At 45.9% G+C, this 16216-nt stretch carries 14 protein-coding genes; 5 read left to right on the top strand and 9 right to left on the bottom strand.

The window, feature by feature from the left end; translation table 11 throughout:
- Nucleotides 1–107: 107 nt before the first annotated feature.
- Nucleotides 108–1577, bottom strand: a complete 1470-nt coding sequence (guaB, locus tag LCM20_RS17245; protein WP_225196739.1) for an IMP dehydrogenase — start codon at nt 1575–1577, stop codon at nt 108–110.
- A gap of 173 nt (nt 1578–1750) precedes the next feature.
- Here guaB and LCM20_RS17240 point away from each other — a divergent pair, with 173 nt between their 5' ends.
- Nucleotides 1751–2458, top strand: a complete 708-nt coding sequence (locus LCM20_RS17240; RefSeq protein WP_225196738.1) for a YaaC family protein — start codon at nt 1751–1753, stop codon at nt 2456–2458.
- 375 nt (nt 2459–2833) lie between these two features.
- On the opposite strand, the gene LCM20_RS17235 is transcribed toward LCM20_RS17240, so the two are convergent.
- The 8 genes from LCM20_RS17235 to dnaA all read right to left on the bottom strand — a co-directional run bounded on the left by LCM20_RS17235 (nt 2834) and on the right by dnaA (nt 13330).
- Entirely contained in the window at nt 2834–3919 is a 1086-nt protein-coding gene (locus LCM20_RS17235) for an HD-GYP domain-containing protein (RefSeq protein ID WP_225196737.1), read from the bottom strand.
- A 78-nt stretch (nt 3920–3997) separates the two neighbouring features.
- Nucleotides 3998–6541 carry a DNA gyrase subunit A gene (gene gyrA, locus LCM20_RS17230; protein ID WP_225196736.1) on the bottom strand — a complete coding sequence of 848 codons (2544 nt, stop codon included), beginning with the start codon at nt 6539–6541 and terminating at the stop codon, nt 3998–4000.
- A 234-nt stretch (nt 6542–6775) separates the two neighbouring features.
- Nucleotides 6776–8698, bottom strand: a complete 1923-nt coding sequence (gyrB, locus tag LCM20_RS17225) for a DNA topoisomerase (ATP-hydrolyzing) subunit B (protein WP_225196735.1) — start codon at nt 8696–8698, stop codon at nt 6776–6778.
- 40 nt (nt 8699–8738) lie between these two features.
- Entirely contained in the window at nt 8739–9023 is a 285-nt protein-coding gene (gene remB, locus LCM20_RS17220; protein WP_225196734.1) for an extracellular matrix regulator RemB, read from the bottom strand.
- 9 nt (nt 9024–9032) lie between these two features.
- Nucleotides 9033–10151 carry a DNA replication/repair protein RecF gene (recF, locus tag LCM20_RS17215; protein ID WP_225196733.1) on the bottom strand — a complete coding sequence of 373 codons (1119 nt, stop codon included), beginning with the start codon at nt 10149–10151 and terminating at the stop codon, nt 9033–9035.
- Between the two features lie 17 nt (nt 10152–10168).
- Nucleotides 10169–10390: a S4 domain-containing protein YaaA gene (yaaA, locus tag LCM20_RS17210; protein ID WP_225196732.1), complete on the bottom strand. Its 222-nt coding sequence runs from the start codon at nt 10388–10390 to the stop codon at nt 10169–10171.
- Nucleotides 10391–10662: 272 nt separating this feature from the next.
- A complete protein-coding gene (dnaN, locus tag LCM20_RS17205) occupies nt 10663–11802 on the bottom strand; it encodes a DNA polymerase III subunit beta (RefSeq protein ID WP_225196731.1) in 1140 nt (379 codons plus the stop codon).
- Between the two features lie 175 nt (nt 11803–11977).
- The gene (dnaA, locus tag LCM20_RS17200) at nt 11978–13330 is read right to left on the bottom strand and encodes a chromosomal replication initiator protein DnaA (RefSeq protein WP_225196783.1); all 1353 of its coding nucleotides are present in this window, start codon (nt 13328–13330) and stop codon (nt 11978–11980) included.
- Between the two features lie 662 nt (nt 13331–13992).
- On the opposite strand from dnaA, the gene rpmH reads away from it, so the two are divergent.
- From rpmH to jag, 4 genes are all read left to right on the top strand, one after another.
- Nucleotides 13993–14127, top strand: coding sequence for a 50S ribosomal protein L34 (gene rpmH / locus LCM20_RS17195; RefSeq protein ID WP_079477485.1), 135 nt, complete (start codon nt 13993–13995; stop codon nt 14125–14127).
- A gap of 218 nt (nt 14128–14345) precedes the next feature.
- Nucleotides 14346–14693: a ribonuclease P protein component gene (rnpA, locus tag LCM20_RS17190; protein WP_225196730.1), complete on the top strand. Its 348-nt coding sequence runs from the start codon at nt 14346–14348 to the stop codon at nt 14691–14693.
- Between the two features lie 82 nt (nt 14694–14775).
- Nucleotides 14776–15537: a YidC family membrane integrase SpoIIIJ gene (gene spoIIIJ, locus LCM20_RS17185; RefSeq protein WP_225196729.1), complete on the top strand. Its 762-nt coding sequence runs from the start codon at nt 14776–14778 to the stop codon at nt 15535–15537.
- The gene (jag, locus tag LCM20_RS17180; protein WP_225196728.1) at nt 15534–16151 is read left to right on the top strand and encodes an RNA-binding cell elongation regulator Jag/EloR; all 618 of its coding nucleotides are present in this window, start codon (nt 15534–15536) and stop codon (nt 16149–16151) included. The genes spoIIIJ and jag overlap by 4 nt, the downstream gene beginning before the upstream one ends.
- Nucleotides 16152–16216: the final 65 nt, after the last annotated feature.

Here is a 16216-nt window from a genome sequence, read left to right as displayed (position 1 = left end):
ACTTTTCTCAACCTCCACCCTTAAAATATGCATCTCTATTAGTTTATCACATGGCTATACAAAAAAATAGACAGGGAAAAGTCCCTGTCTATCCTAGTGGAAGAGGGTCAAATGGAGTAGTTTGGCGCCTCTTTCGTAATTTGAACATCGTGCGGGTGGCTCTCACGTAAACCAGCGTTCGTGATGCGTGTGAATTTAGCATCGTGACGAAGCTCGTGAATGTTGGCTGTTCCGCAGTAGCCCATACCGGAACGAAGTCCACCAAGAAGTTGGTGAATCGTATCGTTCAGTGGTCCTTTGTAAGGCATACGACCTTCGATACCTTCTGGAACAAGCTTTTTCGACTCGGATTCGTTCTGGAAGTAACGGTCTTTCGATCCGGATTCCATCGCACTGACCGATCCCATTCCACGGTACACTTTGAAACGGCGTCCTTGGAAGATTTCTGTCTCTCCAGGGCTTTCTGAAACGCCGGAAAGAAGACTTCCGAGCATAACAGCATGTCCACCTGCTGCCAATGCCTTCACGATATCGCCTGAGTATTTGATACCACCATCGGCAATGATCGACTTGCCATGTTTCTCCGCTTCCTGTGCACAGTCATATACAGCTGTAATCTGTGGAACACCGACACCTGCTACGACACGTGTCGTACAGATAGAGCCAGGTCCGATTCCTACTTTCACGATATCCGCGCCAGCTTCGAACAATTCGCGTGTCGCTTCCGGTGTCGCAACGTTTCCTGCAATGATATTCACGTCAGGGTATTTGCTTCGGATACGTACAACCTGATCGATCACCCCTTGGGAGTGTCCGTGAGCTGTATCCACGACAAGTGCATCGACACCTGCTTCAACCAGCTTATCAATCCGTGTCATCGCATCAGCTGTAACCCCTACTGCTGCAGCCACTAACAGTCGTCCTTGAGCGTCTTTCGCAGAGTTCGGGAATTCGATGACTTTTTCAATATCCTTGATGGTGATTAACCCTTTAAGGACTCCTTGATTATCAACGAGAGGGAGTTTTTCGATACGGTATTTCTGTAAAATATTCTCCGCTTCGTCCAGCGTCGTGCCGACAGGGGCCGTGACAAGATTCTCACTCGTCATAACCGCACTGATTTTCATCGAATAATCCTGAATGAATCGCAAGTCACGGTTTGTGATGATTCCTACGAGAATTCGCTCATCTGTGTTGTTTACAATCGGAACACCAGAAATACGGAACTTGCCCATCAAATGCTCTGCATCAAACACCTGGTGATCGGGAGTTAAGAAGAATGGATCAGTGATGACTCCACTTTCTGATCTTTTCACTCGATCCACATGCTCTGCCTGATCTTCAATGGACATATTTTTGTGAATGACACCAAGACCGCCTTGACGAGCCATTCCGATGGCCATGCCTGCCTCTGTGACTGTGTCCATCCCGGCACTAATGATCGGCATGTTCAGTTTAAGACTTGGCGACAATTCCGTTGCTAAGGATACATCTCTTGGCAGTACATCTGATTTAGCCGGCATCAACAGCACATCATCAAACGTCAGACCTTCTTTGGCAAACTTATCTTCACGCATGCTCCAACACTCCTTCTTTTCAAATAGTTTGGGTAAAGGTGGGTAAACTATGAAATAAAACGGATAACTGCATTTCTTATTGTTATTTACAATACGACAACCATTAGGCTTTTTCAACTATAAATCTGAATCGATTCGACAGAAAACGCTACCAATTAAAGGAGGGGAGAAACGTGAAAGGTTCTACGATCTTGAGGTACTTACAAGTGACATCCCATACGAGACCTTTTCTACAAAAGTGTTATGAAAAAATGAACCATCCGAAGGCCGACCATCATGCGTATCAGAACGCAGAGCGATTCATCCACGGGTTGATGCTCGGAGAGGATTTCTGGCACTCTGCGCACGCCACACCACTCAGCGTGAAGCCGCTCCTGTATTACTACGGATTGAATCACATGATCAAAAGCTGCCTCCTGACCGTGGACCCCGGCTACCCCGCAACGTCGAAGGTACTCGCCCATGGATTATCAACGAGAAAGCGTAAGAAACAGCACTACCGCTTCCTAGAAGACGACATTCGTATTCAGCCCCACGGTCTCTTTCCTTATGCATCATACCACCTGTTTCAATTCGAAACTCCGAGAGAGAAAGTGTCGATGGACGAACTCCTCCGCCCACTCCCTCACATGGAGAGCCTCTATCAGATGAAAGGGTTCGAGAAAAAAGAAGAAGAGTGGCCCGCGATGATGGCGTATTTCGCTGTCTTATACAACCTGAGTATGCTCGTTCGTTACGAAGGGGAATGGTGGGGCGAAATGCAGCAGATGCGCGATCGTGACGACTATGTATTCATCATCCAATTTCTCGATTCCGCAACCGGAGAGATCCCAAACCTGATCTCCTCCTGGCTCGAGTCACAGTTTTCTTCTCTATCGTAATTAAAAGGAGCTTCCCTAAATAAGGAAAGCTCCATGTAGATTGTTGATATAAGCTGAGGGAATGTTCAAATGCGTATTGTTCGCACAGATTATCGCTTCATAGTCTGGTTTCAGTCAGGTTCTGGCCACACTGTTCTCGCAAAGTGGGGTGGAAAATGACGAGACTCCTGTGGGAACAATAGGTCAGGTGAGACCCCGGAGTGACCGAAGGGAATGAGGAGATCAAAAGGAATAAGGATGTTCGAACTAAAACCGCCACGTCCTGTGGCAACGTCGAACGATCCAACGTCCTGTTGGGCCACGGAAAGCGAGTTATTTTCCACCCCACGGTTCTCTGTATTTCATCCAGAACCTTCCCAAAGCCTAGAAACTTTTCTAATCAAGTACTTCCTCGATATGTAGATCTGGATGATCCCTTAAAGAATAGATTTCCTGATCTTCTTCCAGCTTCACTAAAGGACGCGTCGGGTAGGCAGACTCGACAAACACGATATCAGCGAGCTTATTATTGGATAACCGAACCCTAGTCCCTTGTGAGAAGTTCGTCATCTCTTTCACGAACGCACTGACAACGGTCGGGTTAAAGCGTCCGAACTGTTCCTTCTGCATTTCTTCGATCACTCTGAACGGGGAATGCTTCTTCCGGTAAGCACGCTCTGAAGTCATCGCATGATACATATCACTGACCGCGATGATCTGACTGAAAATGTGCAGTTTCTCATGCTTCAAACCAAGCGGATACCCGCTCCCGTCCAGCCGCTCATGGTGCTGCAGCACCGCGACCTTCGCATTCGCCGTTAGAGATGGAATTTTCTCCACGAGGCGGTACGAATGGGTAGGGTGAGTCTTGATCTGTTCAAACTCATGCTCGTTCAACGTATCCGTTTTGCTCATGATTTTAGAATCGATCTTCGCCATTCCGCTGTCTGCGAACACTCCCGCAAGTCCCACTTGCATCCAATCCCCATAACCGTATTGAAGCCTGGATGCGAGGTACCCTGCAATGAGACTGACAGCGACACTGTGATGATAGAAGTATTCTTTTTTGGAAGAGTAATGGTGCAGCAAGAAGACGTCACGCTTCAATTTAACGGCACGTTCAAGAAGCGGAACCATCACCTTACGGACAGCGGCTGTATCGACAGGAGCGCCGCCCCGCCAGTCTTCGAACCATTTTTTATACGAACGGACTGCATCCAGGTATTGATCCTGGAAGGAGATCGGAGCCTTTTCATCCTGCTTCTCCTGTTCCGGTTCATCGATCTTTTCTTCCGGTATGAAAGGGGAACCGTCGGACAGCTTACTCGCCACTTCGACGACACCCACTTTGAATTGATTCAGGACTTTCATATGTATAGATTGTACGACCGTATTTTTCGGAATCAGCGGTCTTTTGGTCGAGCCCATCACATCATGCGTGATGATACACCCGATGACAACTTGTGAGGAATGCACCTTCATACCCAATTTCACCTCTTGTGATTTGATAAAAAAAGCCGCCTGCCGCTAAGTGTTCGACAGGCGACGATTTACGTTACATCATTCTTCGTCAGGTGTTTCTTCTGCTGTAGTCTCAGGTGTCTCTTCGTTGTCTGCTTCTTTTGCTTCGGCTTTTTCAACCGCTTCTTCGATGAGCTCTTCCTCTTCTTTCTCTGATTCTACACGGGCGACTGTGGCTACTTCTTCCCCATCACCCAGGCGGATCAGACGGACGCCTTGCGTGTTACGTCCTGTTTCAGAGATGCTTTCCATCGGCATACGGATCAGCACACCAGCTTCTGTAATAATCATAATATCCTCTTCGCCGTTGACGGCTTTCGTGGATACGACCTTTCCGTTCTTATCGGTCAGGTTACATGTGATGATTCCTTTACCACCACGGTTGGTGATGCGGTAATCAGTGGCCGGCGTACGCTTTCCGTAACCTTTCGTCGTAACCGTCAGTACCTGCAGGCTGTCATCGAGGATTTCCATCGATACGACGCGGTCGTCGTCTCGAAGGGAGATCCCTTTCACACCGGCAGCTGTACGACCCATGGCACGGATTTGATCTTCGTTGAAACGGATCAGGTAACCATTCTCCGTTCCGATCATGATGTCTTTCTCACCATCCGTCAGTCTTACGGAAATCAGTTCGTCATCTTCACGAAGACCAAGGGCGATCAATCCACCACGGCGGATATTCGCAAACTGCGATAGCGTCGTACGCTTCGTGATGCCGTTTCGTGTCGTGAAGACCAGGTACCAGTCATCCACAAAGTCTTCGACAGAGATAACCGCGTTGATCCATTCATCGCGCTCGATGTTCAACATGTTGATGATTGGGATTCCTTTCGCTGTACGACTGAATTCAGGCACTTCATATCCTTTCGCCTTATACACTTTCCCTTTGTTCGAGAAGAACAGAAGGGTGTTGTGGGTCGAAGTAGATAGAAGGTGCTCGACAAAGTCCTCTTCGTGGGTTCCCATTCCTTGTACCCCGCGTCCACCTCGACGCTGAGAACGGTACGTGTTCGCCGGTAGACGCTTCACATATCCTTGGTGCGTCAACGTAACGATGACCGTTTCTTCAGGGATCAAGTCTTCATCTTCAATGAAGTCTGTTCCGCCAAGTACAATTTCTGTGCGACGCTCGTCGTTATAGCGCTCTTTCACATCCAACAGCTCTTCACGAATGATCTCCAATACCTTCTCTTCATCTGCCAAAATCGCCTTCAATTCAGCGATCAGCTTCATAATGTCCTGATATTCATTTTCGATTTTCTCACGCTCTAGTCCTGTCAGACGCTGAAGTCTCATATCGAGAATCGCCTGCGACTGCTTCTCGGACAGACCGAAACGTTCCATCAACCCTGTACGGGCGATGTCAGTCGTTTGAGATTCACGGATCAACTTGATGACTTCATCCAAGTGATCCAAGGCTACGCGCAGTCCCTCTAAGATGTGGGCACGGGCTTCCGCCTTATTCAGCTCAAACTGCGTACGGCGGCGAATAACGACCTTCTGGTGCTCCAAGTAATGCTCAAGGCACTCCTTCAAGTTCAGCACTTTCGGATGTCCATTCACAAGCGCCAGCATATTGATGCCGAACGTGGATTGCAGGGATGTCATTTTATATAAGTTATTGAGCAGAACATTCGGGTTCACATCTTTACGGAGCTCGAGGACGACTCGCAGACCATTACGGTCGGATTCGTCTCGCAGGTCTGTGATTCCTTCGATCTTCTTATCGCGGGCAAGCTCGGCTATTTTTTCAACTAGACGGGCTTTGTTCACTTGATAAGGAAGCTCAGTCACGATCAGACGGGACTTGCCGTTCGCTTGTTCCTCAATCTCTACAGTGGCACGAACGGTAATCGAGCCTTTCCCTGTTTCATAGGCTTTGCGGATTCCGCTGAGTCCGAGGATTTTACCTGCTGTCGGAAAGTCAGGACCCTGGATGTAGTTCTCCATCAACTCTTGGATCGTGATCTCAGAGTCCTTACTTAATGCAAGAACTGCATCGATCACTTCTCCGAGCTGGTGCGGCGGGATGTTGGTCGCCATACCGACCGCGATACCGGAACCACCGTTTACAAGCAAGTTCGGGAACTTGGCAGGTAACACCAATGGCTCGCGTTCTGTTCCGTCATAGTTATCATCGTAATCAATCGTGTCTTTATTGATATCTCGAAGGATTTCCATCGAGATTTTGGACATGCGGGCTTCAGTATAACGCATGGCTGCTGCAGCATCTCCATCGACTGAACCGAAGTTACCGTGTCCATCGACAAGCATGTATCGATAGTTGAAGTCCTGCGCCATACGTACCATCGTGTCGTAAACGGCTGAGTCACCGTGGGGGTGATACTTACCAATTACTTCACCAACGATACGCGCAGACTTCTTATAAGCTTTGTCCGCATGCATACCTAAGTCGTGCATCGCATACAAAATACGGCGGTGTACGGGCTTTAGGCCGTCACGCACGTCAGGAAGAGCACGCGCAACGATTACACTCATCGCATAGTCAAGAAACGACGTACGCATCTCATCACTTATATTCACTTCCTGTACGCGGGGGCGTTCGGGTTGATCCACCATTCTCGTTACCTCCTATTTGTTCTAGAGAACAAAGGCTCCGAGCGTCCTGACACTCTCCCCTACGCAGCAAAACAACCAGCAAGGCTGCCAGCTGTTCTCTGCTTAGACGGAAAGAGGGACGCCTGAGCCGGTATTTAGCTTGTTCGGCTGACGATCTTCTATAGGTTCAAGATCTATCGCTTTTATCGATAAAAGAGTCAGGCCGTAAGCCTCTCTCTGTACTGAATCTATTGTTTATACGTCCAGGTTCTGAACGTATTGAGCGTTCTCTTGTATAAAGTTCCGACGAGGTTCGACTTTGTCCCCCATCAGAATATCGAACGTTTCATCCGCTCCCATGGCATCCTGAAGGCTGACTTGAAGCAGCGTTCTCGTCTCTGGATCCATCGTCGTTTCCCACAGCTGTTCCGGGTTCATCTCACCAAGACCCTTATAGCGCTGGACGCCTGGCTTCGGTGAGTTCGGAAGCTCAGCCATGATTTTGTCGAGCTGGGCATCACTGTACGTGTAATAGATCGCTTTTCCTTGCTGTACTTTATACAACGGCGGCTGTGCGATGTAGATATAGCCATGCTCGATCAACGGTCTCATGTAGCGATAGAAGAACGTAAGCAGCAGTGTTCGGATGTGAGCACCGTCTACGTCCGCATCGGTCATGATGACGATTTTATGATAGCGTGCTTTGGAAATATCGAAGTCTTCTCCGATGCCTGTACCAAGTGCAGTAATGATCGTACGAACCTCATTATTGGAGAGGATTTTATCAAGGCGGGCTTTCTCTACGTTGATGATTTTACCACGCAGTGGAAGGATCGCCTGGAAATGACGGTCACGACCCTGCTTCGCTGAACCACCGGCCGAGTCACCCTCAACGATGTACAGCTCCGAGATGTTGGCATCCTTAGACGAACAATCCGCCAGTTTACCCGGAAGGTTGGACACTTCGAGCGCGTTCTTACGGCGGGTCAGTTCACGGGCCTTCTTCGCAGCCATACGGGCACGGGAAGCCATCAGTCCTTTCTCGACGATGTTCCTCGCCATATTCGGATTCTCGAACAAGAATTTCGAAAAGCCTTCAGAGAACAAAGCATCTGTGACCGTTCTTGCTTCGCTGTTTCCGAGCTTCGTCTTCGTTTGTCCTTCGAATTGCGGATCCGGGTGCTTGATGGAAATGATCGCTGTTAAGCCTTCACGCACATCATCCCCGGTCAAGTTCGGGTCTGTTTCCTTGAACATGTTGTTCTTTCTTGCATAGTCGTTGATGACACGCGTCAAACCGGTTTTGAATCCGGATTCGTGCGTACCGCCTTCATACGTATGAATATTGTTGGCATAGGAGTAAATATTACTAGCAAAGCCATCGTTGTACTGAAGTGCGATTTCGATGGAGATATCGTCCTGCTCATCTTCAACGAAAAAGGCATCATGAAGGGTCTCGCGTGTACGGTTCATATGTTCGACGTACGAAACAATTCCGCCTTCGTAATAATAATTGACGGCCTCTTCATCCGTACGTTTATCTTCTACGGTAATCGTCAATCCTTTATTCAGGAACGCAAGCTCACGCAGGCGATTCGCAAGCGTCTCAAACTTGTACTCTTCGGTTTCTGTGAAGATTTCAGGATCCGGCTTGAATTGAATACGGGTCCCGGTGATGTCGGTTTCTCCGATCACTTTCAAATCTTCATCCGGCACACCTTGATGGTACGATTGATAATGGACTTTTCCGTTCAGGTGTACGAACACCTCAAGCTTCGTGGATAGGGCGTTTACGACAGATGCCCCAACCCCGTGAAGACCACCTGACACTTTATAACCGCCACCGCCGAACTTACCTCCGGCGTGAAGGACCGTCATAATCGTCTCTACCGCTGGTCGTCCTGTCTTCTCCTGGGTACCTACAGGAATTCCGCGTCCATTATCAATGACGGTGATGCTGTTGTCTTTTTCAATAAATACTTGAATATGATCGCAAAAACCGGCCATGGCCTCATCAATACTGTTGTCGACAATTTCCCATACAAGGTGGTGAAGACCCTTTTCGTTCGTGGAACCAATGTACATTCCAGGACGTTTTCTTACGGCCTCGAGCCCTTCAAGCACCTGTATTTGACTTTCATCATAGGATTGTCCTTCTCCAATAATTTCTTCTTTCATGGTACTCACCTACATTTCTCAAGTGGTTTTACGCCAGAACCTATTCCTCGGCTTCATCCGAGAAATCTTCTAATTTATTTAAAGTAGACATCATATTTGCTCGTTTTTTCAAAGTGAACACAGACAGTGGACTGAAGTAGATTACATCTTGTGTGATGACAATGGATTTCGCTTCATGATCCTGCGTTTCAACCACTTGTCTATTTTTCCGTTGATTGAAAAGCATCTCTTCTATGATTGAAGAAGAACCGATCAGACTGTGATCGATAATCGCGACGACATCTTTGGATTGAATGACATGGTCATCACCGATGTGAATGAACAATGGGACCCCTCATTTCTGTATATCTATTGTTCCTTCTTTCACGTGAAAAATCTCCGCTTCCTTCAGCGCCTCGTGTTCAATCCCATCAATACTCGTCGTCGATACGAACGTCTGGACTTTGCCTCTGATCGTATGAAGAAGATGGGACTGTCTGAAATCATCCAGCTCGCTTAGGACATCATCCAGCAGAAGAATCGGATACTCGCCTACTTCACTATGAATCAGTTCGATTTCAGCGAGTTTCAAAGATAAAGCCGTTGTGCGCTGCTGTCCTTGCGAGCCGTAGGTCTGTACGTCCTTCCCGTTCACATAGAAAACTAAATCGTCACGATGTGGACCGGCAAGTGTTGTTCCCCGTTCGACCTCTTTCGACTCGATGCTTTCAAACTTTTCCTGATACGTACTCTTCAGTGTTTCCAAATCCATCGCCTCTGATACTTTCACACTAGCATCATAAGCAATTTCGAGTTTTTCAAGCTTCCGGCTGATCCCCTCATGGATGGGAGTGGCCCATTCTCGCAACAACTGAAGAAAACGGAACCTGCGCTCAACAATCGTTGCGGCATGTTCAATCAACTGATCCGTCAATACGCGAAGCATGGTAAGATCAGCATCCCGTTTCCGTTGGAGATCTTTTAACAAATGATTGCGCTGGCGCAGCACCTTTTGATACTGACCCAGATGATAAATGTAAGCCGGTTGGATTTGACCGATCTCCATGTCAATAAACCGACGACGCACCTGAGGACTCCCCTTTACCAAGTTCAGATCCTCAGGTGCAAACATCACGACATTTAAAGCACCTATGTAATCACTCAGGCGCTTTTGTTCGATATGATTGAATTTTACTTTTTTGCCTTTATTGGAAACTACGATTTCTAAAGGAAAACGTCGATTGCGTTTAAATATACTCCCTTTTATTTTACCATACTCAGCATCCCATTGTATCAGTTCTTTATCACGAGGCGTTCGATGGGATCTTGTGAATGCTAAGACGTAAATGGCCTCCATCAAATTGGTTTTTCCCTGGGCATTTTCACCAATAATGACATTGATCTTATCATCGAATTGTAAAGACAATTGATCATAATTTCGGTAAGACCTAAGGGACAGCTCTTGTATATACATAGACGGGCTGTGTCAGCCTACTCTTCCCGGACCACTTCAAAGGTGCCGAATTCTTCGATCTCGACCGTATCTCCCAGGTACAGTTTTCGTCCGCGACGCGCTTCTAGTTCTCCGTTGACATACACTTCAAATTCAGCAAGGAAAATCTTGACCATACCGCCGGACTCTACAACATTAGCTAATTTCAAAAATTGTCCCAACGGAATGTATTCTGTTGAAATTTCAATTCGTTCGCTCATTTTTTATTCACCCTATTTCATGAATTCACCTCTCTCTATTTTACTAAAGATAGAGGTGTAAGAAAAGCCTGGCATATACCAGGTTCGATTAAATGATTGTCCACATGTGGATAAGTAATTCCCATTCACAGCACGAGACGTCTTCTTCTCTGTTTTTCTGTCATGAGAACCTTTTTTCTAACAAAAGAAAGAGTGCGGATTATGACGATTCATAACCGCACCCTCTCAATATTTCTATTTTTCACTTTATTTGTCGTTTTATTCCTGATGTTTTAATACGTACGAACAGGAAGGATCAGTTGAAGAATCTGATTGTTATCAACCGGACGGATAAGGAATGGTCTCATGGCTCCAGTGAATTCGACCTTCACCTGATCGTGATCGACTGCCTTCAAGGCGTCCATCATATATTTGGCACTGAACGAAATCTTCAAGTCTTCGCCGTCCACTTCTTTGGCCAGTACTTCTTCCACAACATTCCCGACTTCCGGGGAATTACCTGTGATTTCAAGGTGGTCGTTCTCTTTCGTAATCAGGCGGACGACGTTGTTACGGTTCTCCTTTGCAAGTAGGGAAGCACGATCGACAGAGTTCAACAATTCTTTCGCATCAATCGTCACAACCGTCTTACTCTGCTCTGGAATCAGACGGGATGTTTCCGGATAGTTTCCATCCAGCAGGCGTGATAGGAAATAAAGATGCTTCGTGCGGAAGAGAACTTGATTCTCTGTCACGCTGATTTCAATCGTATCTTCAGAGTCTTGGAGGATCTTATTCAGTTCGGTTAAGCTTTTTCCAGGAATGACAACGGAAGGAAGGTTCTTCTCTTCTGTCTGTTCCAAAGGGATTTTACGGGAAGCGAGTCTGTGGCTGTCCGTTGCGATGAACTCCAGCTCTCCATTCTCAAGCTTCACATGAACACCTGTTAAGATCGGTCTTGTTTCTGATGTCGATACGGCAAAAACGGTTTGACGTATCAGATTTTTCAATAGATCGATCGGCAGTTCAAAACTGTCTTCTGTATGCAGTTGAGGAAGCTGCGGGTATTCTTCCGGATCTTGACCGTTCAAATGGAATTCCGCATTTCCAGAACGAATCGTGACATTGCGGTTGTTATCACTTTCGATTTCGACCGTTTTTTGTGGAAGCTTCTTCACGATGTCAGGGAAATACTTCGCTTGAAGGACGATACTTCCTGGTTCGATATGGTCAATATAGACAATCCCGTCTTCTTCTTTAGGAATAAAAGATTCGATGGAGATATCAGAATCACTACCGGTCAGTTTGATTCCGTCTTCTCTAGCTTCGATTTTCATCCCGGTCAGAATTGGAATAGTAGTCCTTGACGATATGGCTTTCATGACATGTTGAACGCTCTCAATCAATTGATCGCGTTGAATCACAAATTTCATAATATAGAATCCTCCTACTGATCATATATATATTAATTATTATTATATAAAACCCGTAATAATAGTAGTATGGGCTGTGGATTTGTGGATAAGCTGTATAAACACTATAAAGACTAGGTTGTCCACATGTGGATAGGGTGTTGACGAATGTGTAATCGTTATTCACATTATCCACTTAATGAGATTTCAGCTGCTCCCGGATTTCGTCGATTTCACGCTGCAATTGTTGATCTGCGTCGATCATTTTGGAAATCTTCTCGTGCGCATGAATCACGGTTGTATGATCACGTCCACCGAATTCTTCTCCTATTTTAGGAAGGGAAAAGTCGGTGAGTTCACGTGTTAAATACATGGCGATCTGTCTAGGGAAAGCGACAGACTTCGTACGCTTCTTCGCCGGAAAGTCTTCTAAACGCACATTATACTTCTCTCCGACCATTTCCTGAATCGCTTCAATGGTAATGACTTTCGGTTTCGAGCTCGGAATGATGTCTTTCAATGCTTCTGCTGCTAATGAAGCGTTGATATCGCGATTGATCAGAGAAGAATACGCAACAACACGAATAAGAGCTCCTTCCAGCTCTCGGATGTTGGTATCAATTTGGTTGGCGATATAAAGCATCACTTCATTCGGGATATCAAGACCTTCCGCTTTCGCCTTCTTACGGAGAATGGCGATTCGTGTTTCTAAGTCGGGTGGTGTGATATCCGTGATCAGTCCCCATTCGAAACGAGATCTCAGTCTGTCTTCGAGCGTCGGGATCTCTTTAGGCGGACGGTCACTGGAAATGACGATTTGTTTGGATTCTTCATGCAACGTATTGAACGTATGGAAGAATTCCTCCTGCGTTTGTTCTTTTCCAGCTAAGAATTGAATATCATCAATCAGAAGAACGTCTACACTTCGATATTTGTTGCGGAAATTGACCGCTTTGTTATCTCGAATGGAATTAATGAATTCATTTGTAAATTTCTCTGATGATAGGTAAACCACTTTCGCATTCGGATTATGATCGAGTACATAATGGCCGATGGCATGCATCAAGTGAGTCTTTCCGAGTCCTACGCCCCCGTAAATGAATAGAGGGTTATAGGCTTTGGCCGGGGCTTCTGCGACCGCTAGCGATGCTGCATGGGCAAAACGGTTTCCCGAACCGATGACAAAGGTATCGAACGTATATTTCGAGTTCAACATACTTTGAGGGGATTCTTCATTTCCGTTGTTTTTCACATCCGGTACTTTCTTCGGAAGCTTCACATCATCGACATTTTCTTCTTTTGTTTCAGGAATGATGAACCGTGCAGAGAGCTCAGCTCCCGTTACTTCATATAGTGTTTCTGTAATCAATCCTTCATATTGATTCTCAAGCCAGTCTCGTGCGAATTCATTTGGAGCGACGATCGTCAATGTATTTTCACTAAGCGAATCGGCTTTCGTTGCTTTCAGCCAGGTCTCAAAACTTGGTTTACTGATTTTCTCTTTGATTTTCTCCAAGGTATTGTTCCAAAGTTCGTGGATGTTCTCCAAATTTTTCACCCCTTTCTCTTTCATTGGAAAACAAAAAAACCTTTCGTTCTCTTTTTCGAACGTAACAAAGGGATCGAAAGGTCATGTTGGTCATCTTGTATAAATATAAAGTTCTTCTACCGTTCCTATAGGTGTGGACGACTCAAGCCAGTCAACATAAGTGTTAAAAGAACTTGTTTTCATTGTCCACAGCCTTGTGCATAATTGAATAAACAAGCCTGTTAACAACTGTCCACACGTTATCCACAATCTGTGGAAAAGATTTTAAGGGTCCGAACGACATTCACGGTTAAACACAAATATAATACCAGATAAAAACCTGTCTTGCAACGCATCTTTAAAACTTATCCACAGTGACCACACGTTGTAGATAGGTTCTATCCACAATACTAGATTTTGTGATTATCTTGTCGATATTTGTTGTGGACAGTCATTTTGGGTCAAATAAGTTATACACAGTCGCTGTGAACGTGCGAAAAAGCGGATGAATTGTTCTAGTACAGAATCTGTTATATAACGGGAGGATCACTCCCTTCTCGTTTCCCTCTTCTACAAATAAAAATAGAAAATGCATTGACAGTTTTTTGTGTTTTGATTATACTTTACGGGAATGCCTTTTAGATGTATGTTTATTGGAATATTCCGCAGGAGGTGTATATATAATGAAACGCACATTTCAACCAAATAACCGTAAGCGCAAAAAAGTACACGGCTTCCGTTCTCGTATGAGCACTGCGAATGGACGTAAAGTTCTTCAACGTCGTCGTCGCAAAGGAAGAAAAGTTCTATCAGCATAGGCCACTGAAAACAATCAGTGGTCTTTTTTCTAGCAAAGAGATAAGGATCGGAGAGGCTGCTTCACACCTTTCCCAAAAGCTCAAGTGTCACCAGGATGCTTGTGCTTTTGTCATGTAACGACGAAATTTCGTTGCATCTGGAGTAGCCCTCTCTAACTCAAAAGGCGAAGAGGAGACCTCTTTGTGTATTTGAGTCACCGTTCTTAGGAGGATCATTCATGAAAAAAGCGTACCGCATCAAGAAAAATGAAGAATTCCAGAAGATTTTCAAGCACGGGCAATCGTTTGCGAACCGTCAGCTGGTCGTCTACTATCAAAAAAAGTCAGACCAGAAGCACTTTCGTATCGGACTGTCTGTCAGTAAGAAAATCGGAAATGCTGTACTGCGGAATCAAGTGAAGCGCTACTTGAGACAAGCTTTCCTCGAAATGGAAGAGGAGATCCGTCCAGATTACGACCTTGTCATCATCGCTAGAAAGCCAACCAATCAAATGAATCTTCATGAAATCAAACGCAGCTTGACCCACGTTCTGAAAAGGTCGAAGCTTTTAATAAAGAAAAAATAGATTTTTGAATAAAAAGAATGCTACACTGTTGAATGAAAACGTAGTCAATCGGTTTGGTAAGTTTTAGTAAGGAGGAAGGAACGTGCGGAATAAAATCATTGCGCTGCTTGCGATGGCAGGAGTGCTTACGTTCTTATCCGGGTGTACTCAAGTCAATCAGGAAATCACTGCGGATAGTACAGGTTTTTGGAATGAATATATTGTTTATCCATTGTCACGAACGTTGCTTTTCTTCGCTGAGGTGACCGGTGGAAGTTACGGACTTGCGATCATTATCGTGACGATCATCATCCGTGTTCTGCTTTTACCACTTAACGTCAAGCAGTTGAAGAGCTCGAAAGCGATGCAGGATATTCAACCTGAATTACAAGAGATACGTGAAAAATATTCATCAAAGGATGCCCAGACGCAGCAGAAGCTCCAGCAGGAAACGATGCAGCTTTTCCAAAAGCATGGAGTCAATCCGCTGGCGGGCTGTCTGCCGATTATTGTGCAGATGCCGATTCTGATCGGATTCTATCACGCCATAATGCGAACAGATGCCATTCAAACTCATGACTTCCTATGGTTGCAGTTGGGCACAGCTGATCCATTCCTGGCGATCTTAACAGCAGCAACGACGTTCCTACAGCAGAAGTTGATGATGGCTGGCGGAGCTGCGGCCCAAAACCCGCAGATGCAGATGATGCTTTACATCATGCCTCTTATGATCGGTACATTTGCCTTCTTCTTCCCATCAGCACTGGCGTTGTACTGGATCGTCGGTAACATTGTCATGATTCTTCAAACCATCTTCATTCGTAAACCAATGATGAAAGATGAGACGGGAGGAGCGAGCAAGTGAAGCAAATAACTGCTACAGGAACCACGATGGACGAGGCAGTCGAATCAGCACTTGAGCAATTACAGACTTCGAAAGAGAATGTCGACGTTCATGTTATTGACGAAGGGAAAAAAGGATTTCTTGGCTTTGGATCTAAACCTTACATTGTACAAGTCTCCATTCGAAAAAACCCTGTGCAGGATGCCGAGTATTTCATCCAGGATGTAGCAGCGCAAATGGGTGCTCCTGTCACAATCAAGACAGATGTGAAAGACCGCGACATTACAATGGAGCTCGAAAGCGACAAGGTCGCCATGCTGATCGGTAAGCGCGGTCAGACACTGAACTCATTGCAATATTTAGCTCAACTTGTCATCAACCGTGAATCAGATCAATTCTTTACGGTGATGCTCGATGCAGAAGGTTATCGGGGCAGAAGGCGTGAGACGCTTCAGAATTTAGCTGAACGCCTGGCCGATAAAGCTGTACGCACGGGCAAAGAAGTCAGGATCGAACCGATGCCTTCCTACGAGCGGAAGGTCATCCATGCCGTCCTGCAGCAGCAGAAAGAAGTAGAAACGTATTCCGATGGGAGAGAACCACGACGATTTGTCGTCATTCGCCCTGTCAGGTAAAAAAAGTACTTCCGTCGTCTCGATGGAAGTACTTTTTTTGAGTTCTGGTTTCGTTTCAATCAGAA

It is taken from the genome of Halobacillus litoralis, from assembly GCF_020171725.1.
GTDB lineage: Bacteria > Bacillota > Bacilli > Bacillales > Halobacillaceae > Halobacillus > Halobacillus litoralis_F.
Note: the sequence above shows the minus strand (reverse complement) of the source record. Positions and strands in the feature narration are given on the sequence as shown.